Origin of the sequence: Ideonella azotifigens (assembly GCF_021043325.1) — a bacterium.
GTDB lineage: Bacteria > Pseudomonadota > Gammaproteobacteria > Burkholderiales > Burkholderiaceae_C > Ideonella > Ideonella azotifigens.
In genome coordinates this window covers 173,657-195,396 of record NZ_JAJNKD010000008.1, presented here as the reverse complement: position 1 = coordinate 195,396, position 21,740 = coordinate 173,657, and the positions used below count along the sequence as shown (strand labels likewise).

Sequence of the window (21,740 nt, the reverse complement as noted above, 5' to 3'; positions counted from 1 at the left end):
GATGAAGCCGAGCACCAGCAGTGCACGCTGCTTGGCCGAGAGGAATGACAGCATAGGAGTGGGCTGGATGGGGAGCAGGAGGAGGCAGGCCTGCGCCGATCAGGGCGCAGGTGGAGGCGCTTCGGCGCTGGAGCGGGGATCAGTGCCGCGAGCGGCGCACCAGCGAGCCGATGTCCAGGATCAGCGCGACGCGGCCATCGCCCATGATGGTGGCGCCCGAGACGTCGTTGACCTTGCGGTAGTTGGCTTCCAGGTTCTTCACCACGACTTGCTGCTGGCCCAGCAGTTCGTCGACCAGCAGGGCCACGCGGCCGCCTTCGGCTTCCACCACGACCATGATGTTCGAGACGTTCTCGAAGTCGAAGCGCGGCACCTCGAAGACCTTCTCCAGGTCGATCACCGGCATGAACTCGTCACGCACCTCGACCACGCGGCCCGAGCCGCCAATGGTCTTGATCATGCCCGGCTCGATCTGGAACGATTCGACCACCGAGGACAGCGGCAGGATGTAGCACTCCTCGCCGACGCCGATGCTCATGCCGTCCATGATGGCCAGGGTCAGCGGCAGCCGGACCTTGACGCTCATGCCGTAGCCTTCGGCCGAGTCGATCTCGACCGTGCCACCCAGCGAGGTGATGTTCTTCTTGACCACGTCCATGCCGACGCCGCGGCCGGACACGTCGGTCACCTGGTCGGCGGTCGAGAAGCCCGGCGCGAAGATCAGGCCGTAGACCTCCTGGTCGGTCATCGAATCGGGTGCGTCGATGCCGCGTTCGCGGGCCTTGCTCAGCAGCTTGGCGCGGTTCAGGCCGCGGCCGTCGTCGCGCACTTCGATCACGATGGAGCCGCCCTGGTGGGAAGCGACCAGGGTCACGGTGCCGTTCTCAGGCTTGCCCTTGGCGGCCCGGTCTGCCGGCGATTCGATGCCGTGGTCGCAGCTGTTGCGCACCAGGTGGGTCAGCGGGTCGGTGATCTTCTCGACCAAGCCCTTGTCCAGTTCGGTGGCTTCACCCTGCGTGACCAGGTCGACCTTCTTGTCGAGCTTGGCCGCCAGGTCGCGCAGCATGCGCGGGAAGCGGTTGAACACGACCGACATCGGAATCATGCGGATCGACATCACCGCTTCCTGCAGGTCGCGGGTGTTGCGTTCCAGGTCGGCCAGGCCGGACAGCAGCTGCTGGTTGATCTGCTGGTCCACGGCGCGGCTGTTCTGGGCCAGCATGGCCTGGGTGATGACGAGCTCGCCCACCAGGTTGATCAGCTGGTCGACCTTTTCGATCGAGACGCGCAGCGTGCTGGACTCGGGGCCGGCAGCGGCCTTGGCTTCGGCGCGAGCGGTCGGGCGCTGGGCCACCGGCGTGGCGACGACAGACACCTCGGCGCTGGGCGCGGGGGCTGCGGCCGGTGCGGCGGCGGTGCTTTCCTGCGGCGCGCCAGGGGCGTCGTCGAAGAAGCCGTAGCCCAGGTCCTGGTTGGCGTTGGCAGACGCTTCGGGTGCGCCCGGTGCGCCCTCGTGGAAGCCGAAGCCATCGCCCAGCGGCGAAAGCTTCAGCTGCTCGCGGGCCACGTGGAAGGTGAACAGGTCCAGCAGATCGCCGTCGGCGGACGTCGTCATGATCTTGAAGCGGCGCATGCCGTCGGCCGAGCGGCCGGCGTCCAGCGGCTCGATCGTGCCGAGGTTGGTGATTTCCTTGAACAGGTCGGCAATGCTGTCGGCCTCTTCAGGGTGGTCCAGCGGGCCGACCGTCAGCTCCAGCATGCGCACACCGCTGACCAGCGGCGCGGGCGCAGGGGCCGCAACCGGCGCAGCCGCAGCCGCCGGGGTGGCGGCAGCTGCCGGCGCGAACGCGCCGCGGCCTTCGGCCAGCGCGCGGATGTGGGCCACCAGCTCGGAAGTGTCCAGCGCCGCGGCGCCTGAGCCCTGGTGGCGGGCCAGCAGGCTCTTCAGGGCGTCGCCTGCGGACAGCAGCACGTCGACCATCTGTGAGGTCGGCTGCAGCTCGTGGCGGCGCAGCTTGTCCAGCAGGGTCTCCATCTGGTGGGTCAATTCGGCCACGTCGGAAAAACCGAAGGTGGCAGCGCCGCCCTTGACCGAGTGCGCGCAACGGAAGATGGCGTTCATCTCCTCGTCGTCGGCTGCGGTGATGTCCAGCTCGAGCAGCTTCTGCTCCATCGCTTCCAGGTTCTCACCAGCTTCCTCAAAGAAGACTTGGTAGAACTGGCTCAGATCGATGCCATCGTTGGTGCCGTTGTCGTGCGAGGTCTCGCCCATTTTTGCAAGCTCCTGATCTTGATACTTCTGCTGCTCCGGTCAGACCGGAACGTGGACCGGTGAGGTCAGCGAATGACCTTGCCGATCACCTCGATCAGCTTGGCGGGGTCGAAAGGCTTGACCAGCCAGCCGGTGGCACCGGCGGCGCGGCCGGCCTGCTTCATCTGGTCGCTGGACTCGGTGGTCAGGATCAGGATGGGCGTGGCCTTGAACTTGGGGTTCTCGCGCAGCTTCTTGGTCAGGCTGATGCCGTCCATGCGGGGCATGTTCTGGTCGGTCAGCACCAGGTTGAAGTCGCGCTGGCCGGCCTTCTCCCAGGCGTCCTGGCCATCCACGGCTTCAACCACGTTGAAACCGGCGTTCTTCAGGGTGAACGCCACCATTTGGCGCATCGAGGGGGAATCGTCAACGGCAAGAATCGAGTGCATCGCTTTTCTCCGAGAATTTCTTTAAGGGGGGCTGAGGCTGAGGTGCGGAACGGGTTGGAAGAGGGGCTAGAACAGATCGATGGAACCGGCGTCCATTTCGTCCTGGGTCACCGGGTTGGGGCGGCCGGGGCCGTCCTCCACGATCGCCATCCCGTCTTCGTCTTCATCCCCCATGGCGTCACGGGCGATGCGGTCAGCGCAACTGCGCAGCCGCTTCTGGGTGTGGCAAATCAATTGGGTGGCCATGTCATGGAACTGCAGCGCGGTGATCGCGCCGGCCAGGTTCTGCATGGCGACATGCATGCTGCCGTCGAGGTCGGGCAGCGCTTTCAATGCGCTCATCACGTCGTTCAGCTGGCTGCTGGCGCCGTAAAAATGCCCGGACAGCGTTTCACTCGCATCGTCCAGCAGCCGCTGCAGGCGTTCGAGGTCGTTGCTGGCCACCATGAGGTGATCCTGGAGGTCGGCGGCCGCCAGCAATGGCATGCCGGGACCTCCTCCCGCATCAGGCACTTGGACTTCAATTGTCTGCATCGTTGCTCCAGGGCAGTTTTTTCCGTTCTCCCCCTATTTCGGGACCGGCCGGGCGACACGCCACTCGGCCTCCCACAGACACAGTCAGTGGAGGAGTTGCCAGTGATTTTTCGGCACGAGACCCCCTGAGGTTGACCCGATCACAGGTAGAAAGAGGGCGTATTTCGTGATTAAGGGCCAGCGAGCGCCACCCGAGTCGCGAGAAAACTTGGGCGCCGCCGGTCGAGGCCCCCGAGCGCTGGTTCATACTTCAGCAATGGCTGTTCCTGATCCGAGCCGCCCGCTGCGGGTGCTGCACCTGGAAGACTCCGACCTTGACCATGCGCTGGTCATGGCCCATTTGCAACGAGGCGGGCTGCAGGTCGAAACCTTGCGGGTCGACACCGAGCCCGGTTTTCGCGCCGCCCTGGGCCAGCCCTGGGACGCCCTCATCTCCGACTACAACCTGCCCGGCTTCTCCGGGCTGAAGGCGCTGGAGATCGTGCGCGGCATGGGGCTGCAGCTGCCTTTCATCCTGGTTTCCGGCGAAATCGGTGAGGACGTGGCGGTGCAGGCCATGCGCGATGGCGCCAGCGACTACCTGCTCAAGGCCAAGCTGGCCAGGCTGGTGCCGGCGGTCGAGCACGCGATTGCCGCGCACCAGACGCTGCGCGCCCGCCAGCGGGCCGACCGCGAGCTGGCCGCGTCGCGCCAGCGCCTGTCCGAACTGGCCCAGCACCTGCAGACCAGCGTGGAGATGGAACGCGCGGCGATTGCCCGCGAGATCCACGACGACGTGGGCGGCGGCTTGAGCGCGCTGAAGTTCGAGCTGGCCTGGATGGCGCGCCAGGCCAGCACGCCGCCGGAACTCAAGGCCAGGCTGGAAACCTCGATCGAGACCGTGACCCATGCGCTGGAAGCCAGCCAGCGCATCATGCATAACCTGCGCCCGGCCATCCTGGAGCAGGGCCTGGTGGCCGCGCTGCAGTGGATGACCAGCCGCTTCGAGAAGCGCACCGGGATCACCACCGAGTTCCGCACCAGCCAGGACAACCCGGTGCTGCCAGCCGGCGTGCCGCTGGTGGCCTACCGCACCGCGCAGGAAGCGCTGACCAACGTCAGCAAGCATGCCCAGGCCAGCAAGGTGCGGCTGGACCTGTCGCTGGCGCAGGACGTGTTGTCACTGGAAGTGAGCGACAACGGCAAGGGCCTGTCCGGCGAGGACCTGGCCAAGACACGCAGCTTCGGCATTCGCGGGCTGCACGAGCGGGCCTCCACGGTGGGTGGCTGGGTCGACCTTTCCAGCGGCCCGACCGGCACAACGCTGATACTCTCGGTGCCACTGCAGCCCGATGCCATCCCGACCCTCCCCGGCGACGAGGACGACGACCATGGGCCGCACGACCCGTCCGCCTGGGGAAGCCTATGACCCGCGTCATTGTTTGTGACGACCACGCCCTGATCCGCCGCGGCATCCGCGACACCCTGGCCGATGCGCCTGACCTCGAAGTCATTGGCGAGGCCGGCGACTATGGTGAGCTGCGCGCCCTGCTGCGCAAGGACACCTGCGACGTGCTGGTGCTGGACATCAACATGCCCGGCCGCAGCGGCCTGGACGTGCTGCACGTGCTGAAGGACGAAGGCTCGCAGGTCAAGGTGCTGGTGGTCAGCATGTACCCCGAGGACCAGTACGCCATCCGCGCGCTGAAGGCCGGCGCGCACGGCTACGTCAACAAGGGTGGCGACCCGGCGGTGCTGGTGCAGGCGGTGCGCACAGTGGCCCAGGGCCGCAAGTACATCACCCCGGAAATCGCCCAGCTGCTGGCCGAGAACATCGGCAAGGACGACCAGCACGAGAGCCCGCACGAAAAGCTCTCCGACCGTGAGCTGCAAACCCTGGTGATGATCGCCTCCGGCAAACGCCTGTCCGACATCGCCACCGAACTCACGCTGTCCCCCAAGACGGTCAGCGTCTACCGCGCCCGGGTGCTGGAAAAGCTGGCGCTGGGCAACAACTCCGAGCTGACGGTCTACGCGATTCGCAATGGCTTGGTTGGCGAGTAGACCGCCGGTACCGGACCCGCAAAGCGCGATTCAGGTGTAACGGCTGCAGGCAGGGCGCAGTTCATCCGCATCTGGCGTGGCTCGAAGCCGCCGCGCAGTGGTCCGTCCCATGGCGCTTTCGGCGCATCCGCTCGCTCGGCACACTGGGTTGTTCGCCATCGCCCGTTGCACTGCGCGCCGGGTGGCCGGCCCAACCGCAGGAGTCGATGCCATGCCGCCTTCCATTCGCCACCCATCCCAGGCCTTCTCTGCGCCTGCCGCTTGCTGGCCGACGGCTGTGCTGAAGGCAGCCGCGGCAGGCTGGTGCGTTGTGGCGGTGGTCGGCCAGCTGATGTTTGCGGGCTACGTGGCGGTGTTCTACGGCCGTGCCGTGGCGGATGGCCAGACTTCTCGTTGGAACCAGACACTGCCGAGTGGCCTGGTCCCGGGCGACACGCTGGGCAATGGGGTGGTCGCTTCGCATCTGCTGTTTGCAGTGCTGATCATCGTGGGCGGCGCGATCCAGCTGCTGCCGCAAGTGCGGCGGCGGGCGCCGGCGCTGCATCGTTGGAACGGGCGGGTTTACCTGTTCTCGGCGGTGGTGATGAGCCTGGGCGGGCTGTTCATCGTGGGCACCCGCCAGGGCGTGGGTGATACCTCCCAGCACCTGGCCATTTGCGTCAATGCCTTGTTGATCCTGACCTTTGCCGCACTGGCCGGACGGGACGCGGTGGCCCGTCGATTCGACAGCCATCGGCGCTGGGCGCTGCGGCTCTACTTGGCGGTGGCGGGCGTGTGGTTTTTCCGCATCGGGCTGATGGCCTGGCTGGTGCTGAACCGCGGGCCCGCGGGCTTTGATCCGCGCAGCTTCCAGGGGCCCTTCCTGACGTTTCTCGCCTTCGCGCAGTACCTGCTGCCGTTGTCGGTGCTGGAGATCTATTTCCGGGTGCGTGCCCAGGCCGGGTCGCGGGGCCGCCTGGCGATGGCTGCGGGCCTGGGCGTGATCACCTTGCTGACCGCGCTGGGGATCGGCGCGGCCGCCATGTTGATGTGGCTGCCGAGACTGCGCTGACGCCGCCCGCTTCTTGCGGGCAGCCTGACGCGCGCCCGCACCGCCGCTCCCCTATGCTCAAGGCATGAACGCCATTTCGGATCTGCCAGCTTCTTGCCTGCGGCGCCTGGTGGCGTGGCGGCGGGTGCGCTTCGTGCTGTTCGCCACGTTGCCGTTCGGCCTGGTGTTCGGGGTGGGTTCCACCGTCACTCCGCTGTTGGCCTGGGTGGCGCGCGCGGTGGTCACCGGGCTGGCGATGATGCTGGCCTACGGCTGGGTCGAGCAGTGGCCGGTGCGGCTGCCGGCATGGCTTGCGCGCTGGGTGCTGCAACTGCTGGGTGTCGTGGTGGCGGCGCCGATCGGTGCCTATGCGGCCATGTGGCTGACTTCCGGCGGCGATCCGCAACTCTTGCAGGAGCCGACGCGGCTGAACGGTTTTCGCACGCTGTGTTTTTGCGGCGTGCTGTTCGGGCCCTGGCTGGCGCTTGGTGCCATGGTGCGGCAGCGCGAAGGACTGGCCCGCCACCTGGCGCTGGGCTTCGAGCTGGAGCGCAGTGAACTGCAGCGCCAGGCGCTGGATGCCCGGTTGCGGCTTCTGCAGGCGCAGGTGCAGCCGCATTTCCTGTTCAATACGCTGGCCAACGTGCGGGCGCTTGTGAATGTGGGCTCGCCGCGGGCGCCAGCGTTGCTCGACAGCCTGATTGCCTATCTGCGTGCCGCAGTGCCGAGGCTGAACGAGCCCAGCGCCACCGTGGCGCAGGAGTTGGCGCTGGTACGTGCCTACCTGGCATTGATGCACATGCGCATGCCCGACCGCCTCCACTACGCGGTACATGCAGACGAGACCACGACGGCATTGCGCTGCCCGGCGATGGCGCTGCTGTCGCTGGTGGAAAACGCAGTACGGCATGGCATCGACCCCAGCGAGGAGGGGGGACGGATCGAGGTCTGCATATCGCGGCGCGGGCAACGCTGCACCGCCCGTGTCCTGGACACCGGTGTGGGCCTGCAGTGCGGCGGCAGTGACCCGCCAGGCACCGGATTGGCGATGTTGCGCGAGAGGATGCTGCTGGCCTTTGCAGGCGATGCCCGGCTGAGTTTGACCGCATTGATGCCGCATGGTGTCTGTGCTGAACTGGAGTTCCCAGCTGAAACCGCTGAAGAGTCCGAGTCCGGGCTTGGTGCGCCATGACTGATCGACGCCCGACGGCGCTGATCGCCGATGACGAGCCACTGTTGCGTGATGAGCTGGCGCTGATGCTGGCCCAGGTCTGGCCCGAGCTGTTGGTCGTGGCGCAGGCCCGCAATGGCCGCGAGGCGCTGGCAGGAGTCGAGGCCCTGCAGCCGGACATTTGCTTTCTCGACGTGCAGATGCCGGGCATTTCAGGCCTGGAGGCGGCGCGGCAGATCGGCCGGCGTGCCCATCTCGTGTTCGTCACTGCTTTCGATCACTACGCGCTGAAGGCCTTCGAGCATGGGGTGCTGGACTACCTGGTCAAGCCGGTCGAAGCGGCCCGGCTGGCCGAGACGGTGGCCCGGCTGAAGGAGCGCCTGAGGATGGTCGAGGTGCCGGGGCCTGGCATCGAAGTCATGTTGCGGCAATTGGCGGGCTTGCTGCAGCGCCGGGAGCAAACCGCCGGTATCGGCGCGGCGCCGTTGCGCTGGCTTCGCGCCGGGGTGGGTCAGTCATTGAGACTGATTCCGGTCGAGCAGATCGACTTTCTTCGGGCCGATGAGAAGTACACCTTGGTGGCCTGGCGCAGCGAAACTGGCCAGCCTGCGGAGGCCTTGCTGCGCACGCCGCTGAAGGAACTGCTGCCGCAACTCGACACGGCCTGCTTTGCTCAGGTGCACCGCTCGGTGGTGGTGAATCTGTCTGCGATCAGCCATGTGACCCGCGGCTTGCACGAGACCGCCGACATCCATCTGAAGGACCGCAGCGAGGTGCTGCCAGTCAGTCGCAGCTTCCTGCACCTGTTCCGGCAGATGTAGGGCGTTTGGCGCTACGCTTCGGTTCACTGCGCCACTTGCGCGTAGTGCTCGCGCTCCTGCTTGCCATGGTCCAGCCAGCGCAGCAGCATCAGGTACAGGTGCTCGGGGTTGACCGGCTTGGTGATGAAGTCGTCCATGCCGGCGGCCAGGCAGGCCTGGCGGTCGCTGTCGAAGGCGTTGGCGGTGAGGGCGAGGATGGGCACATGCGGCGGGGCGGCGCGCCCGGCGCGCAGGCGGCGGGCCACTTCCAGGCCGTCGAGCTCGGGCATCTGCATGTCCAGCAGCAGCAGGTCGAAGTCCTTGGCCAGGGCCAGGTCCAGCGCCTTGGCGCCATCGTCCACCGCGGTGACCTGCAGGCCGGCATGGGCCAGGAATTCGCAGGCGATCTCGCGGTTCACCGGGTTGTCTTCGGCCAGCAGCACGCGGGCGCCGGGATGGCGCTGGCGCAGCAACTGGTCGGCGCCGTGGTTTTCGCCGCTGGAGAGCGTGGCCGTGGTCACCGGCTGGCCGCGCTGCATCGGCACCCGCAGCCAGAACACGCTGCCGCGACCGGGCTCGCTGGTGGCGCCGGCTTCGCCGCCCATCCAGCGCGCCAGCTTGCGGGTGATGGCCAGGCCCAGCCCGGTGCCGCCGAAGCGGCGCACGACGGTTTCATCGGCCTGCTCGAACTCGCCGAACAGTCGGGCCAGCACCTGGGGCGCGATGCCCGGCCCGGTGTCCTCCACCTCCAGCAGCAATTCCAGCCGCTGCGGATCCTCGGGCAGCGGCTGGCACCGGGCATTCAGCGAGATGCCGCCGCGCTCGGTGAACTTGACGGCGTTGTTGGCGTAGTTCAGCAAGGCCTGGCGCAGGCGCAGCGGGTCGCCGCGCAGCCAGTCCGGGCAGTCGCGGTGGTCCACGCTGAGCGACAGGCCCTTGGTCTCGGCGGCCGGTGTGACCAGCGAGACCACCGAGTCCAGCAGCGCCGGCAGCGAGAAATCCACCGCCTCCAGCTGCAGGCCGCCGGCTTCGAGCTTGGAGGCATCAAGGATGTTGTTCAGCAGCGCCAGCAGATGGCCGGCGGCGCTGTGGATGCGTTCCAGCCGCTCGGATTGCTGCGGCGTGCAGGGGCTGCGCTTGAGCAGCAGCGTCATGCCGACCACCGCGTGCAGCGGGGTGCGGATCTCGTGGCTCATGTTGGCCAGGAAGGCGGCCTTGGTGCGGGCAGCGCTCTCGGCATCCTGCCTGGCCTGCACCAGCAGGCCGCGCTCCTTGGCCAGCCGCCAGCAGAGGAAGGCCAGCATGGACAGGGTCAAGGCGGCAAAGCCCAGCACGCCCAGCGTCAGCCGCAGGCGGGTGGCCTGCAGCTCCCCCATTGGCCGGTAGGTCAGCACCACCCAGCGCATGTTGTGCGACTGTTGCGGCGCCTGGTCCATCGCCATCGGGTCCATGCTGCGCCAGGCCCACAGCCCGCTGTCGATGGCCGTGCCTTCGCGCTCGGCCTGGAGGCGTGACCACAGCCCGCGGTGCTGGTTGCCGAAGTCGGCAATGCGCGGGGCGTCGGCCGTCGCTGGCGCGCGGAACTCGCGTTGCCAGCGGCCCTGGTCGTCCACCAGCAGCAGCTGGCGGTTGCCGACGGTGGACGTGCGGTCCAGCGTGGCGAAGATCGCGTTGGCATCGAGGTTGATGATCAGCAGGCCCAGCGGCTTGCCGGCGTCGTCGGCCACGCCGATGCACACCCGCAGCACCAGGCGCAGCGGCAGCTGCACCTTGCCGTGCTCCTGGTAGGCGTCCACCTGCGACAGGTAGATCGCCCCTGGCGGCATCACCCGGGCTTCCTTGACGAAGTAGCGTTCGGACTTGTCCTGCAGCTCGGACTCGACCTGGACCCGCTGCGGCTTGCCGTCGACCAGCTGCATGCGCACCCGCTCGCGGCCGGAGGTGTCCAGCCAGCGCACCTGCTGGTAGTTCGGGTTGCGTTGCAGCAGGCTGTGGAAGGCCTTGGCCATGGGCTGCGTGTCGTCCGGGTGGGCGAGGGTCTGGCGCACCGGGTCTTCCTGGGTCAGCGAGCGCACGTGCCGGAAGACAGGCGCGAGCGATTCGGTCAGCGCAGTGGCGCCGCGCAGCGCGGCCGACTGCTCGGCGAACAGCGCCCTGTCTTCCTCATAGTCCAGCCCGCGCCACAGCGCCACGCCTGCCAACGCGCAGGTCAGGGCACCGAAGGGAAGCATCAGCTTGGCGAAATGCTTCAGCACATGGGCACGGGTGTGCAAACAACTGTCTCCGGTGCCATCAAGTCTTGTGTCATGGGCCGGTAGCCGAATGGTTGGATGCAGTGTCGTTGAGCTTGCGCTTGCGGTGGAAGGCCATGGTCGAAGAATGGTCAGCCAGTCCTCACGGCAGTGGACGAATGGCCGCGGGCTGCGGACGGGGCGCTTTCAGCGCCGCTTGAACGGCGCCTGGTACAGCCACACCGGCTTGCCGGCCACGCTTTCGAGCCTGGCCTTGGGCACCAGTTCCGTGGCCTCGAATTCGAGGCTGACCAGCCACGCGCCAGGCTGCAGTTCCCGCTCGGCCTTGGCCACCGCACGGGGCATGCTTTCGGGCCGCTGGAACAGGTACACGAGCTGGTGGGCCGACCAGTCCCAGGCCCAGATGTCGGCACGCCTGACTTGCGCCTGCAGGCCGGCGCGGCGGCAGCGCCAGTCGCACAACAGGCGCAACGGCCAGCTCCATTCCAGGCCCAACAGGCGGGCTTGCGGGTATTCGGCGCGCAAGGCGCGCAGGCCGTCGCCCAGGCCGCAGCCGGCTTCCAGCAGCGAGGCTTCGGCGGGCAGGGGCGCGGTGCGTGCCAGGCCTTGCAGCGCGGCTTCGGGAGTGGGGAACAGCGGCGCGTCACGCCAGCTGCGCAGCGGGTAGAGCAGCAGCAAACCGCCCAGCGGCAGCAGCCAGAGCCAGCCCGGCAGGCCGGCGCCGCCGAGGGCCAGCAGCGACAGCGGAAAGCCCAGCGCGATGAAACCCTGGCGCCACAGCGTCTGCCGGCGGGCCAGCAGTGCAGCGCCACAGCCCAGCACCGCCGCGATCACAAACGCCGCCAACCCGGCCACGCCCAGCGCCGGCAGCCCGAGGAACAAACCCCAGGCAGCAAGCCAGGTCAGCAAGGCGGGAAGCGGCCAGATCAGCATCTGGCGATGATTGTGGCGAGGTGCTGCGTGTGCAGCCGTTGGAGAACCCGGTGTTTGCCGGGTCGTTTCAAGGCGACAAACCGTGGTTTGCGCGCGGGAAGCAGCCGGCGCCGAGCCGCCTCAAGGCGGCTGCGCCAACCCGCTCGGCGGGTGGTCCCGCGTACCCGCGGGACCGGGTGCCCCATTAAGCGGCCGGCGCCGAGCCGCCTCAAGGCGGCCGCGCAACCCGCTCGGCGGGTGGTCTCAGGTATCACCTGGGACCGGGTGCCCCATCATTGATCATCCTCGCGGATCCAGGAGAAGCCGGAGGACTTCTTTTCCCCGGTCTTGCGGGTGCGCAGGATGACGTCAAAGCCCTGGAAGCCGCCGTTGGCGATGCCGTTGAGCAGGCCGCAGACGTCTTCGCGGCTGAAGGCGTCGCAGTCGCGGCGGAACTGCTTGATGGCAGCGGCCAGGATCTCGCGCGGCACCGACTGATGCGTGGCCAGCACCAGCAGCAGCGCGGGGTAGAGCTCGCTGCCGGCCCGTTGGCAGATCACGCGGATGCGTTGCAGCGCGTCGGCTGGCGTGGCCCGGTGCTGCGGCAGCAGCCAGGCCAGGGCCTGCGCCACGGGTGCGTCAAGGTCTTCTGCTTCGGCGGTTGCTGCGGCGGCAGCGGGGTCTGCTGTGTCGCTCATGGGCGTGGCGGGAAGGAGGGCGGCGGATGGCAAAACGCGCCCGGGCTGGGGCGCGTTTGTCAGGTGGATGCAGGCGGGGCTCAGAAGCCCAGGCTGGCCAGCAAATCGTCGACTTCACCCTGGTTGGTGACGACGTCGGTGCGACCTTCGGCGTTCACCACCGGGCCTTGCAGCATCTGCGGCTCGATCTTCTCGCGCTGTTCCGGCGGAATGACTTGCACCAGCAGCTTGACCAAGCTGTCTTCCAGGTCGTTGGCCAGCGTCACCACCTTGGCCACCACCTGGCCGGTCAGGTCATGGAAGTCCTGCGCCATCATGATGTCGGTCAGGTGGTTGTCGATGCGCGAAGTGGCGCCTTCGACTTCCTTGACGAAATTCATCACCGAGCCGGAGGCCACGGCGCGAACCGGGTCGGCCACGATGGCCGCTGCCATGTCGCGCGTCAGTTCGGTGATGCGGGCATGGTCGGTCTTGGCCTGGTCGACCGAGTTCAGCACCTTGTTGGCGGCTTCTGCTGTCTTGGTGGCGATGTAGGTCAGCCGGCTGCGGGCGTCGGGCAGGCCGTCTGTGGCGGTTTGCAGCTTGGGCATCACGCCCAGTTGCTGCATGGTGTCGTGCAGCACGCGGGTGATGTTGCCGAGTTGCTGAAACACTTCCGGCGAGACCATCAAGGGCTCGACGGGTGCCACGGCGGTCAGATCTTCCATTTTCATGGCTGGGTCCCTGTTGTTTGGGGTGATCGCATCAGGCCGTGGCGGCCAGCTTCTGCATGATCTTCTGGACTTTTTCTTCCAGCGTTGCCTTGGTGAAAGGCTTGACGATGTAGCCGGCGGCGCCGCTTTGGGCGGCCAGCACGATGTCTTCCTTGCGCGCTTCGGCAGTCACCATCAGCACCGGCAGGTGCTTCAGGGTGTCGTCGGCCTTGATGGCCTTCAACAGGTCGAAGCCGTTCATGTTGGGCATGTTGATGTCGCTGACGACGAAGTCGAACTTCGCGCCTTTCAGGATGTTCAACGCGACTTGGCCGTCTTCGGCCTCCTCGACGTTGTTGCAGCCCATTTCCTTCAACAGGCCGCGCACGATGCGCCGCATGGTGGAGAAATCGTCAACAACAAGGAATTTCAGGTCGGTGGGGTTGCTCATGTCGGGTTCCTCTCGGCGGTCTTGAGAGCGTTATCGGCGGGGGGTGGGCACACTTGAGTTCAATGTGAAGGCTTTTCTTCGGCCGCCTCCGGCGCCGTGGCCGGCGCGGCTTCCGGCAGAGGCTCCGGCGCGGTCTTGAACACACGGTCTTCGGCTTCCCGGTTCATCACGATGATCGAGATGCGGCGGTTGCTCGGGTCAGTGGGGTCCTGCCGGTTGAAGGGCTGGCTGAAGGCCAGGCCCTGCACCCGCAGCACGCGGTTTTCGGCAAGGCCGCCGGCCATCAGCTCCCGTCTCGAAGCGTTCGCCCGGTCGGCCGAGAGCTCCCAGTTGCTGTAGCCGCGTTCCCCGCCGGGGAAGGGGGTGGCATCGGTGTGGCCTTCCACGGTCAGCAGGTTGGGCACGTCGCTCAAGACCTCGCCGATCGCGCGCAGGAGTTCTCGCATGTAGGGTTTGACGATGGCGCTGCCGGAGTCGAACATCGGCCGGTTCTGGTCGTCGACGATCTGGATGCGCAGCCCGTCGCGTGTCATGTCCAGCCGGATCTGCGAGGACAGGGCCTTGAGCTTCTCGCTGGCGCCCATGCGCTGCTCGATGTTGGCCTTCAGTTCCTGCAGCCGCCCGGCCTCGGCGCGCAGCTGCTCGGCTTTCAGCGCCTGCAGGTTGAAGGTGCGCTTGCCGGCTTCGATGTCGCCGCGCTTGACCTGGCCGCCGCTGCGGGTGAGGTCCTCGCCGCCGCCCTTGATGACGGACGACGCATCGCCGGCACCGGAGCCACCGCCCATCGCCACCTTCAGCGGCGACTGGAAGAAGTCCTGCAGGCCTTTCTTGTCGCCCTCGGTCGTGGAGCCCAGCAGCCACATCAGCAGGAAGAAGGCCATCATCGCCGTCACGAAGTCGGCGTAGGCGATCTTCCAGGCGCCGCCATGGGCGCCATGGCCGCCCTTCTTGACGCGCTTGATGATGATGGGCTGGAGCTTTTTCGCATCACCCGCCATGGCTCAGGTCTCCGTTGGTGAAGAGTTGGCTGCCGCCGGGCCGCCCCAAGGCAGCCGCTCCCCCTCGGGGGGGCGACGCTGTACTCAGCGTCTTGGGGGCTGTCATTTCTTCTTGACGTGGCTTTCGAGCTCGCCGAAGGTCGGGCGCTCGGTGGAGTACAGGACCTTGCGGCCGAATTCGATGGCGACCTGCGGTGCGTAGCCCTGCATCGAGGCCAGCAGCGTGGTCTTGATGCATTGCAGTTCCTTGCCGTCTTCGTCGATCTTCTGTTCCAGCAGGCCCGCCAGCGGTTCGGCAAAGCCGTAGGCCAGCAAGATGCCCAGGAAGGTACCGACCAGCGCCGAGCCGATCATGCCGCCCAGCACCGCGGGCGGCTGGCCCACCGAGCCCATGGTGTTCACGACACCCAGCACCGCAGCCACGATGCCGAAGGCGGGCAGCGCGCCGGCCAGCCGGGCGATGGCCGCCGAAGCGCCGTGCGCCTCGTGGTGGTGGGTTTCGAGTTCGGTGTCCATCAGCGACTCGATCTCGTGGGCATTCAGGTTGCCCGAGACCATCATGCGCAGGTAGTCGGTGATGAATTCGGTCACGTGGTGGTCATGGCCCACCACCGGGAATTTCTGGAACAGCGGCGAGTTGTGCGGATCTTCCACATCCTTCTCGATCGACATCAGGCCTTCCTTGCGGGCCTTCTGCAGGATCTCGAACAGCAGCGCCAGCAGCTCCATCGCGCGGGCCTTGGAGTACTTCGAGCCCTTGAAGCAGGCACCCAGCCCCTTCATCGTGGCCTTCAGCACTTTGGGCTGGTTGTTGGCCACCATGGCGCCAATCGCGCCACCAAAGATGGTCAGCATTTCAAAGGGCAGGGCGTGCAGGATCACCCCGATGTTGCCCCCGTGCGCGATGTACACGCCGAAGATGCAACCGATGGCGAGCAGCCAACCGACGATGACGAACATGGTGTGGAGTTCCGAATCTCGTGGAGTCGCCAGGAGTGCGACCCTTGGCGAACATATCGGCGCTGAGCATCGCCGGCTTGAGACTTGCGGAAAGGCGGAAAAGCAGCCCAAAGCCACGGCGACAGGCAGCGAAGTCGCCTCCCCAAAGAAAAATGGCGGGCTCCGCCAGGGAGTCCGCCAGGAAAGCACAGGGGAGTGCTAGGAGGAGACAAGCATGAAACGCTGCAGCGGGGTCCTGCGGGAAGCAAGCACTGCGTAAGGGGTTCTTCGGCAGCGGCGGCGTGAACTTGAGCCGGGCTCGGGTTGATGCCAGGGAAATTGCTGCCGGGTCGGGAATTCGGTGGGGGTCAGGGTGGCGGTGGCGTCAGTGGGCTTCGGCCGACGAATCGATCACCTTGCCGTTGCTGAGCACCAGGTCCGCTTCGTCTGCTGCGGCGGCCGCTGCGGCAAGGGCGCTGGCTTCCTGCTGGCTTTGCTGCACGCGCTCGGCCGCGCTGGGCAGCTGCAGGGCGCCTGCCTGGCGGCCCTTGCCGGCGCGGGCCGGCGGGTTGCACAGGCCGCAGATGAAGTGGCGGGCGATCTCGTGCGGGTGGGTCACGTAATGGCCGCCGCAGCCGGTGCACTTGGTCATGGTCAGCATGCCGTTGTCGACGAACTTGACCAGGCGCCAGGCGCGGGTGACGGAGAGCATGGGCTCCAGGCCTTGCGAAGCGGTCTGCTCCAGGTAGAGCTGGTAGGCCTTGATGACGGTGTCGATCTCTTCGAGTTCCGAGGTCTTGTTCAGGTACTCGTGGATGTTCAGGAACAGGCTGGCGTGGATGTTGGGCTGCCAGGTCATGAACCAGTCGGTGGAGAAGGGCAACTGGCCCTTGGACGGGCTCTTGCCAGAGACTTCCTTGTACAGGCGCAGCAGGCGCTCGTAGGACAGGTCGGTTTCAGATTCCAGCACCTGCAGGCGGGCGCCCAGGTTGATCAGGATGACGGCACGTTCGATCTGCCGTGCTTCTGTCAGGATGCTTTTGCTGCGGGCCATGGTCTTCTCTCCGTCCTGTTGATTTGATCTGTATCGGTGTCAAGGCTGTCCGGCAACCCGCCGGACCAGGGACATCAGGTCAGGCCGCCTCTTGATGGCGGCCGGCCATCAGGATCGAGGCATGCAGGCGAGACACGCTGTCGTTCGAGGCCGACTTGCCGTGGCTGGTCAGCAGGCCCCAGACCAGGTCGTCGTCCATGCGGAAGCGGCACAGCAGCGTGTTGCCGGTGGCGATCTTCATCATCTGCGCCGGGGTCAGCGCGCTGATCAGGTTGGCGGTCTCTTCCGAAACACCCAGGCGGAACAGGGCTTGTTCGCGGTCTGAGCGGATCAGGCTCTGGGCCAGCATCAGGTAAGACAGGTTGGCTTCGCGGATCTCGGCGAGGATTTGGTTGGTGTCCATGTGTCTGCTCCTAAGAGTGGCTGGCGGCTTGCCGGGTGAAGATCAAGATGCGATGGAGTGAACTGTAGGGATGGATACAAAGCAGAAACATCGGGGTACTTCCGCGGCTTGAGTCCCCGTTTTCACTATCCGCGTGTCAGGCAAATTCCTACACGCTGGCGGCAGGGTCTCCTGCAAAGCGCCCAAAACCCGCCCTCTCCGGGCAAACCGCGGGCCACTTGTGCAGCCGCGAGATGCCCCGAAAAGCGCGTTCACATCAGCGCTTTGCCGGCTCAAGTGCGCTCCTAGACTGGCTTCACGCCTCGCGGCCCGCCCGCATGGCGCCACATGCCAGCCAGAGACAACCCAGGAGCGCCTCCGTGAAACCCTATCTGATCCTCTACCGCGCGGGTCCCGGCTCCCTGCATCCGCACACCATCGAACGCCTGGAGCAGCAGAACTTCGACTATGCGCTGTCCTGGTTCGGCGATGAACACCCCCAGGCGCCCGGTGCGGTCTTTGTCCACATGCAAAAAGGCCCGAAGTACCCCGGCCTGGAACGCACGCTGGCGGCCAACTGGGAACTCATTTCGAAGTACCGCTACGTCTGGATGCCGGACGACGACCTGCTCTGCGTGCCCGAGCAGGTTTCGCGCATGTTCACCACCTGCGACGAACTGCAGCTCGAACTGGCCCAGCCCGCGCTGACGCCCGATTCCTACTTCGTGCACCCCATCACGCTGCAGCACGCCGAATTCCAGCTGCGCTTCACCAACTTCGTCGAGATCATGGCGCCGGTGCTGTCCATCGACATGCTGGCGCGGGTATTTCCCACGCTGGCCGGCAACATCAGCGGCTACGGGCTGGACAGCGTCTGGCCGCGCATGAGCAAGCTCGGCCGCGTGGCCATCCTCGACGACGTGCCGGTCAAGCACACCCGGCCGCTGGGCGGGCCGAACTACAAGTTCAACCAGCAGGCCGGCCTGACCGCGCTGCAGGAAGACTGGATCACCTGCGCCAGCCATTTCATCGACGCCAACGGCGACTTCCAGATCAACTACGGCGGCCTGCTGCAGAACGGCGACGCCATCGCCATCGGCGAGTCCGAGGAAGAGATGGAGCTGATGCTGCAGGCGCTGCTGTCGTCCTGCAGCCAGGTGCCGGTGACGGCGCTGCAGGTCACGCGCTACCTCGGCCAACACTACCAGTACTGGGGCGGCGGCCAGCAGAACCGGCTGCGCTACCCGCGCTCGCTGATCAGCTCGCTGCTGGAACGCGCCGTCAAGCCCACCGGCATGCGCTTCAAGAAGCCGGCCGCCAAGCAGGCTGCGACAGCGCCGGCCGCCCCGCCAGCGCCGACACCCGCGCCCATCCACACGGTCGCCTCGCCGATGCAGTCCTTCGGCCTGCACGCCCGCTGAAACCCTCACTGCTCACGCGCATGCACTACACCACCATCGCCTGCCTGGACGACCTCAGCCGCGACGCCTTCTGGCCGGCCAAGGAGTTCATGTACGACCTGATCCGCGTGCCCGTTTTCCATGCCACCGGCATGGACCTGGGCAAGTCGCCGCGCCGCGGCCAGCGCCACAACCTGAAGCCCGGTTTCGACACCGCGCACTTCCTGCGCCTGTGCGGCGCCGGCTCCGGTGCGCACGACTGGGCCGCGCTGTACCTGGGCATCCCGGCCCCTGCGGCCGACTACCTGAACGCCCACGTGCCCGAAGGCGCGCTGATCGTCGGCTACGAAATGCCGGCCTGGCTGCGCCAGGCGCTGGACCAGGGTGGCCACGCCTGGCTGGACATGCGGCTGTCGCCGCTGCGCTTTGCCAGCGACCTGTACATGGCCCTGGGCACCAACCGGCCAGACCTGTACGCCCGCCTGCTGCCGCACGCCCAGCGCATGGACGAGGTCTTCTCCGAAGCCTCGCTGATGGCAGCACAGGTCCGCTACCGCCAGCGCTACGACGAATCCGCTGGCCCGTATGACGGCGCCTGGATCTACATCGGCCAGACCGAGGCCGACGCTTCGCTGATCAACCCGCAGGGCCGTTTTGCCCGCGTGGCCGACCATGCCACCACGCTGCGCCAACTGGCCGGCAATGAGCGGCTGGTCTACAAACCGCACCCGCTGGCCCACGGTTTTGCCGCGGCCGAGCACCAGCAGCTCGAACGCATCCTCGGCCGCGCAGTGCCGCTTTGCGCGGCCGAAACCTACGAGCTGATGGCCGGCGAGCGCCCGGTGCGTTTCGTGGGCCTGTCTTCTGGCGTGCTGCAGGAAGCGCAGTGGTTCGGCAAGGAAGCCGTCTCGCTGATGGCGCCGATCTGCCAGCCGGCCTTCCAGCCCGAGCATGGCCCCGAGGCCTACCTGCAGATCGCCTCGCACGATTTCCTCAGCGAGCCCATGTGGGCTGCCGCATTGAACCCCGAGGCGTCGCGGGCGCATCCACTGCGCCACCCGCCGCGGCCCAACCATTTGCGCGAACTGCACAACACCTGGTGGGGCTATGCCAGCCACAGCGCGCGCCACAGCGACTTCTACCGCCAGGTCTTCGCCTTGCACGGCAGCCGCCGCGACGATGGCGCCAGCAGCGACACCATGCGCCAGGCCCTGACCCAGGCGCACCACCAGATCGACACCCTGCGCCAGGAAGTGGACGGCCTGAAGGATGCGCTGCGCGTGGTCATGCGCCAGACTGCAGCCCGCGTAAACCGGCCCGAGCGGCCCGAACGCCCCAAGCACCCCGAACGCCCCGCCGGGCTGCGTGTCAATGGCTGAGCTTTCCCCCCGCGCCGCCAACGACCCGCGCGCCGACGAACGCCTGCCCGGCTTCGAAGTGCTGGGCCTGAAGCGCCCGCAGTTTGCCGACCTGGCGCTGTGGACGCTGCTGTCCGACTACGACTTCGATAGCGTGCTGGACGTGGGCGGCGGTGCCGGCGAGCACAGCGAGGTCTTCCTCGCGTTCGGCAAGCAGGTCACCACGGTGGACTACGGCAAGTCCGTCTACTTCGAGCGCCGCAGCCCGCAGCTGCAATGCGTGATCGGCGACTTCAACACGCTGGAGCTGCCCGAGCGCTACGACTGCGTCTGGTGCAGCCACGTGCTGGAACACCAGCTCGACGCCCAGCGCTTCCTCGGCCGGCTGCACGGTGCGCTGCGCGAAAGCGGCGTGCTGGCGCTCAGCGTGCCGCCGATGAAACACCAGATCGTGGGCGGCCACGTCAGCCTGTGGAATGCCGGCCTGCTGCTGTACCGCCTGGTGCTGGCCGGCTTCGACTGCCGCCAGGCCCGCGTGCGCCAGTACGGCTACAACATCTCGGTGCTGCTCGAAAAGCGCAGCATCGAGGTGCCCGAGCTCGCCTTCGACTGCGGCGACATCCGCCGCCTCAAGGCCTTCCTGCCGGCCAACCTGCCGTTCGCCAGCAACGACCTGGACGACCCGTTCGACGGGAACCTGCAGCGGCTGAACTGGTGAAGGCAGGGGCAGCGTGCAGCGTGTTCAGCGGAATACGCTGACCGCTTCGACCAGCCGGGTGGCCTGCTGGCGCAGGCTTTCCGAGGCGGCGGTGCTTTGCTCCACCAGTGCCGCGTTCTGCTGGGTGATCTCGTCCAGGTGGCCCACTGCCTGACCCACCTGACCGATGCCGGTGGTCTGCTCGTGGGTGGCGGAGCCGATCTCGGCGATCAGGTCCGAGACGCGCTGAACCTGTTTCACGATGTCTTCCATGGTGCGACCGGCGTCGTCCACCAGCTTGGCGCCCGATTCGACCTTTTCCACGCTGCTGCCGATCAAGGACTTGATCTCGCGGGCGGCGTCCGCGCTGCGCTGGGCCAGGCTTCGCACCTCGCCGGCCACAACGGCAAAGCCGCGGCCTTGTTCGCCCGCGCGGGCGGCTTCCACGGCGGCGTTCAGTGCCAGGATGTTGGTCTGGAAGGCAATGCCATCGATCACGCCGATGATGTCGGCAATCTTCTTGGAGCTTTGCGTGATGTCGTGCATGGTGTTCACCACCTGCGACACCGCCTTGCCGCCGCGCGTGGCGGCTTCGCAAGCCGATCCAGACAACTGGTTGGCCGTGGTCGCGGTTTCGGCGCTGTTGCGCACCGTGGTGGTCATCTGCGTCATCGAAGAGGCCGTCTGCTGCACGCTGGAAGCCGCCTGCTCGGTGCGCACGCTGAGATCCTGGTTGCCCTGCGCGATCTCATGGATCGCGGTCTGCAGATTGAGCACCTGCTCGCTGACGTCATCAATCAGCCAGCGGAACATCAGGCCCAGCTGGCTGACGGTGCGCAAGGTCATGCCGATCTCGTCGACCCGGTCCATGTGCACCGACTTCTGGCTCTCGCCGCTGGCCACGCGCAGCGCCTGCGCGCGCAGTTGTTCCAGCGGCTTGGCGATCTGGGCTTCCAGCCACAGGCAGGCAAGCAGTGTCAGCGCCGCATTGGCGCCGGCAAACTCTGCCAGCGCCACGCCGCTCACATCCAGCAGCGCTGCCGCAGCGGTCAGGGTGGGGGCCAGCATCATCAACGGCAAGCGAATCCGCCAGCGAACCGACAGGGTCTTGAACATGGACCGCCATGCGGCCAGGCCGGTGCGGACCACCAGCCCCTTGTGGAAGCGCCGGCTGCCGGCCTTGCCCTCGCGGACCTCACGGTAAAACTGCTCAGCCCCTGCGATTTCCTCACGCGAGGCCTTGGTGCGCACCGACATGAAGCCTGCGACCTTGCCATCGCGCATCACCGGGGTGGCATTTGCGCGCACCCAGTAGTGGTCGCCGTTCTTGCGCCGGTTCTTGACCAGGGCTGTCCAGGGCTCACCGCCCTTGAGCGTGGCCCACATGTCGGCGAAGGCTTCGGCCGGCATGTCGGGGTGGCGCACGAGGTTGTGGGGCTTGCCATGCACCTCTTCGCGTGTGAACCCGCTGACCTCCACGAACGCCGCATTGGCATAGGTGATGTGGCTCTGCGTGTCCGTGGTGGACATCAGGGTCGCGTTGTCAGGGAATTCGTATTCCCGTTGGGTGATGGGTTGGTTGTCGCGCAATTGGATGCCTCGAATGGTTCTGGTTGTGCCGCGGCCAGC

The 21,740-nt window shown here is 66.8% G+C and carries 21 protein-coding genes; 8 read left to right on the top strand and 13 right to left on the bottom strand.

All coding sequences use genetic code 11. From position 1 onward, the window contains the following. Window positions 1–139: 139 nt before the first annotated feature. The 3 genes from LRH25_RS18205 to LRH25_RS18195 form a co-directional block, all read right to left on the bottom strand. Window positions 140–2,272 (bottom strand): chemotaxis protein CheA, encoded by a 2,133-nt coding sequence (locus LRH25_RS18205; RefSeq protein WP_231011875.1) that lies wholly within the window; start codon window positions 2,270–2,272, stop codon window positions 140–142. Window positions 2,273–2,337: 65 nt separating this feature from the next. Continuing rightward, window positions 2,338–2,700, bottom strand: a complete 363-nt coding sequence (locus LRH25_RS18200; protein WP_141291582.1) for a response regulator — start codon at window positions 2,698–2,700, stop codon at window positions 2,338–2,340. Between the two features lie 66 nt (window positions 2,701–2,766). Continuing rightward, window positions 2,767–3,186, bottom strand: a complete 420-nt coding sequence (locus tag LRH25_RS18195; RefSeq protein WP_231011874.1) for a hypothetical protein — start codon at window positions 3,184–3,186, stop codon at window positions 2,767–2,769. Window positions 3,187–3,490: 304 nt separating this feature from the next. Between LRH25_RS18195 and LRH25_RS18190 the strand changes: the two genes are divergently transcribed. The 5 genes from LRH25_RS18190 to LRH25_RS18170 all read left to right on the top strand — a co-directional run bounded on the left by LRH25_RS18190 (window position 3,491) and on the right by LRH25_RS18170 (window position 8,299). After that, window positions 3,491–4,642 (top strand): hybrid sensor histidine kinase/response regulator, encoded by a 1,152-nt coding sequence (locus tag LRH25_RS18190; protein ID WP_231011873.1) that lies wholly within the window; start codon window positions 3,491–3,493, stop codon window positions 4,640–4,642. Further along, window positions 4,639–5,277, top strand: coding sequence for a response regulator (locus tag LRH25_RS18185; RefSeq protein WP_141289665.1), 639 nt, complete (start codon window positions 4,639–4,641; stop codon window positions 5,275–5,277). The genes LRH25_RS18190 and LRH25_RS18185 overlap by 4 nt, the downstream gene beginning before the upstream one ends. 211 nt (window positions 5,278–5,488) lie before the next feature. Further along, complete coding sequence (locus LRH25_RS18180; RefSeq protein WP_141289664.1) at window positions 5,489–6,328, top strand: DUF2306 domain-containing protein; 840 nt, start codon at window positions 5,489–5,491, stop codon at window positions 6,326–6,328. Between the two features lie 64 nt (window positions 6,329–6,392). Then, window positions 6,393–7,499, top strand: coding sequence for a sensor histidine kinase (locus tag LRH25_RS18175; RefSeq protein WP_141289663.1), 1,107 nt, complete (start codon window positions 6,393–6,395; stop codon window positions 7,497–7,499). Next, a complete protein-coding gene (locus LRH25_RS18170; protein WP_141289662.1) occupies window positions 7,496–8,299 on the top strand; it encodes a LytR/AlgR family response regulator transcription factor in 804 nt (267 codons plus the stop codon). The genes LRH25_RS18175 and LRH25_RS18170 overlap by 4 nt, the downstream gene beginning before the upstream one ends. Before the next feature lie 23 nt (window positions 8,300–8,322). On the opposite strand, the gene LRH25_RS18165 is transcribed toward LRH25_RS18170, so the two are convergent. The 9 genes from LRH25_RS18165 to flhD form a co-directional block, all read right to left on the bottom strand. Further along, window positions 8,323–10,551 carry a hybrid sensor histidine kinase/response regulator gene (locus LRH25_RS18165; protein WP_231011872.1) on the bottom strand — a complete coding sequence of 743 codons (2,229 nt, stop codon included), beginning with the start codon at window positions 10,549–10,551 and terminating at the stop codon, window positions 8,323–8,325. 165 nt (window positions 10,552–10,716) lie between these two features. Beyond that, entirely contained in the window at window positions 10,717–11,463 is a 747-nt protein-coding gene (locus LRH25_RS18160; protein ID WP_231011871.1) for a class I SAM-dependent methyltransferase, read from the bottom strand. A gap of 272 nt (window positions 11,464–11,735) precedes the next feature. Continuing rightward, complete coding sequence (locus LRH25_RS18155; protein ID WP_141287262.1) at window positions 11,736–12,140, bottom strand: hypothetical protein; 405 nt, start codon at window positions 12,138–12,140, stop codon at window positions 11,736–11,738. Between the two features lie 80 nt (window positions 12,141–12,220). After that, complete coding sequence (locus tag LRH25_RS18150; protein WP_211361353.1) at window positions 12,221–12,853, bottom strand: protein phosphatase CheZ; 633 nt, start codon at window positions 12,851–12,853, stop codon at window positions 12,221–12,223. A gap of 31 nt (window positions 12,854–12,884) precedes the next feature. Beyond that, entirely contained in the window at window positions 12,885–13,283 is a 399-nt protein-coding gene (gene cheY, locus LRH25_RS18145) for a chemotaxis response regulator CheY (protein ID WP_141287261.1), read from the bottom strand. A 59-nt stretch (window positions 13,284–13,342) separates the two neighbouring features. Next, window positions 13,343–14,281, bottom strand: a complete 939-nt coding sequence (gene motB, locus LRH25_RS18140) for a flagellar motor protein MotB (RefSeq protein WP_141287260.1) — start codon at window positions 14,279–14,281, stop codon at window positions 13,343–13,345. Window positions 14,282–14,383: 102 nt separating this feature from the next. Further along, window positions 14,384–15,241: a flagellar motor stator protein MotA gene (gene motA, locus LRH25_RS18135; RefSeq protein ID WP_141287259.1), complete on the bottom strand. Its 858-nt coding sequence runs from the start codon at window positions 15,239–15,241 to the stop codon at window positions 14,384–14,386. A 364-nt stretch (window positions 15,242–15,605) separates the two neighbouring features. Then, complete coding sequence (gene flhC, locus LRH25_RS18130) at window positions 15,606–16,274, bottom strand: flagellar transcriptional regulator FlhC (protein WP_141287258.1); 669 nt, start codon at window positions 16,272–16,274, stop codon at window positions 15,606–15,608. Between the two features lie 79 nt (window positions 16,275–16,353). After that, window positions 16,354–16,677 carry a flagellar transcriptional regulator FlhD gene (gene flhD / locus LRH25_RS18125; protein WP_141287257.1) on the bottom strand — a complete coding sequence of 108 codons (324 nt, stop codon included), beginning with the start codon at window positions 16,675–16,677 and terminating at the stop codon, window positions 16,354–16,356. 359 nt (window positions 16,678–17,036) lie between these two features. Between flhD and LRH25_RS18120 the strand changes: the two genes are divergently transcribed. The 3 genes from LRH25_RS18120 to LRH25_RS18110 are packed head-to-tail and all read left to right on the top strand — an operon-like array spanning window position 17,037 to window position 20,132. Continuing rightward, window positions 17,037–18,077, top strand: a complete 1,041-nt coding sequence (locus tag LRH25_RS18120; RefSeq protein WP_141287256.1) for a polysaccharide deacetylase family protein — start codon at window positions 17,037–17,039, stop codon at window positions 18,075–18,077. 20 nt (window positions 18,078–18,097) lie between these two features. Beyond that, entirely contained in the window at window positions 18,098–19,435 is a 1,338-nt protein-coding gene (locus LRH25_RS18115) for a hypothetical protein (RefSeq protein ID WP_141287255.1), read from the top strand. After that, a complete protein-coding gene (locus LRH25_RS18110; RefSeq protein ID WP_141287254.1) occupies window positions 19,428–20,132 on the top strand; it encodes a class I SAM-dependent methyltransferase in 705 nt (234 codons plus the stop codon). The genes LRH25_RS18115 and LRH25_RS18110 overlap by 8 nt, the downstream gene beginning before the upstream one ends. Window positions 20,133–20,156: 24 nt before the next feature. Here LRH25_RS18110 and LRH25_RS18105 read toward each other — a convergent pair whose 3' ends face one another. Further along, a complete protein-coding gene (locus LRH25_RS18105) occupies window positions 20,157–21,701 on the bottom strand; it encodes a methyl-accepting chemotaxis protein (RefSeq protein WP_141287253.1) in 1,545 nt (514 codons plus the stop codon). Window positions 21,702–21,740 lie beyond the last annotated feature (39 nt).

Excerpts from the sequence above, each read along its gene's own strand:
- LRH25_RS18205 (WP_231011875.1), bottom strand. The coding sequence starts at position 2,272 with ATGGGCGAGACCTCGCACGACAACGGCACCAACGATGGCATCGATCTG.
- LRH25_RS18200 (WP_141291582.1), bottom strand. The coding sequence starts at position 2,700 with ATGCACTCGATTCTTGCCGTTGACGATTCCCCCTCGATGCGCCAAATG.
- LRH25_RS18195 (WP_231011874.1), bottom strand. The coding sequence starts at position 3,186 with ATGCCATTGCTGGCGGCCGCCGACCTCCAGGATCACCTCATGGTGGCC.
- LRH25_RS18190 (WP_231011873.1), top strand. The coding sequence starts at position 3,491 with ATGGCTGTTCCTGATCCGAGCCGCCCGCTGCGGGTGCTGCACCTGGAA.
- LRH25_RS18185 (WP_141289665.1), top strand. The coding sequence starts at position 4,639 with ATGACCCGCGTCATTGTTTGTGACGACCACGCCCTGATCCGCCGCGGC.
- LRH25_RS18180 (WP_141289664.1), top strand. The coding sequence starts at position 5,489 with ATGCCGCCTTCCATTCGCCACCCATCCCAGGCCTTCTCTGCGCCTGCC.
- LRH25_RS18175 (WP_141289663.1), top strand. The coding sequence starts at position 6,393 with ATGAACGCCATTTCGGATCTGCCAGCTTCTTGCCTGCGGCGCCTGGTG.
- LRH25_RS18170 (WP_141289662.1), top strand. The coding sequence starts at position 7,496 with ATGACTGATCGACGCCCGACGGCGCTGATCGCCGATGACGAGCCACTG.
- LRH25_RS18160 (WP_231011871.1), bottom strand. The coding sequence starts at position 11,463 with ATGCTGATCTGGCCGCTTCCCGCCTTGCTGACCTGGCTTGCTGCCTGG.
- LRH25_RS18155 (WP_141287262.1), bottom strand. The coding sequence starts at position 12,140 with ATGAGCGACACAGCAGACCCCGCTGCCGCCGCAGCAACCGCCGAAGCA.
- LRH25_RS18150 (WP_211361353.1), bottom strand. The coding sequence starts at position 12,853 with ATGAAAATGGAAGATCTGACCGCCGTGGCACCCGTCGAGCCCTTGATG.
- cheY (WP_141287261.1), bottom strand. The coding sequence starts at position 13,283 with ATGAGCAACCCCACCGACCTGAAATTCCTTGTTGTTGACGATTTCTCC.
- motB (WP_141287260.1), bottom strand. The coding sequence starts at position 14,281 with ATGGCGGGTGATGCGAAAAAGCTCCAGCCCATCATCATCAAGCGCGTC.
- motA (WP_141287259.1), bottom strand. The coding sequence starts at position 15,241 with ATGTTCGTCATCGTCGGTTGGCTGCTCGCCATCGGTTGCATCTTCGGC.
- flhC (WP_141287258.1), bottom strand. The coding sequence starts at position 16,274 with ATGGCCCGCAGCAAAAGCATCCTGACAGAAGCACGGCAGATCGAACGT.
- flhD (WP_141287257.1), bottom strand. The coding sequence starts at position 16,677 with ATGGACACCAACCAAATCCTCGCCGAGATCCGCGAAGCCAACCTGTCT.
- LRH25_RS18115 (WP_141287255.1), top strand. The coding sequence starts at position 18,098 with ATGCACTACACCACCATCGCCTGCCTGGACGACCTCAGCCGCGACGCC.
- LRH25_RS18110 (WP_141287254.1), top strand. The coding sequence starts at position 19,428 with ATGGCTGAGCTTTCCCCCCGCGCCGCCAACGACCCGCGCGCCGACGAA.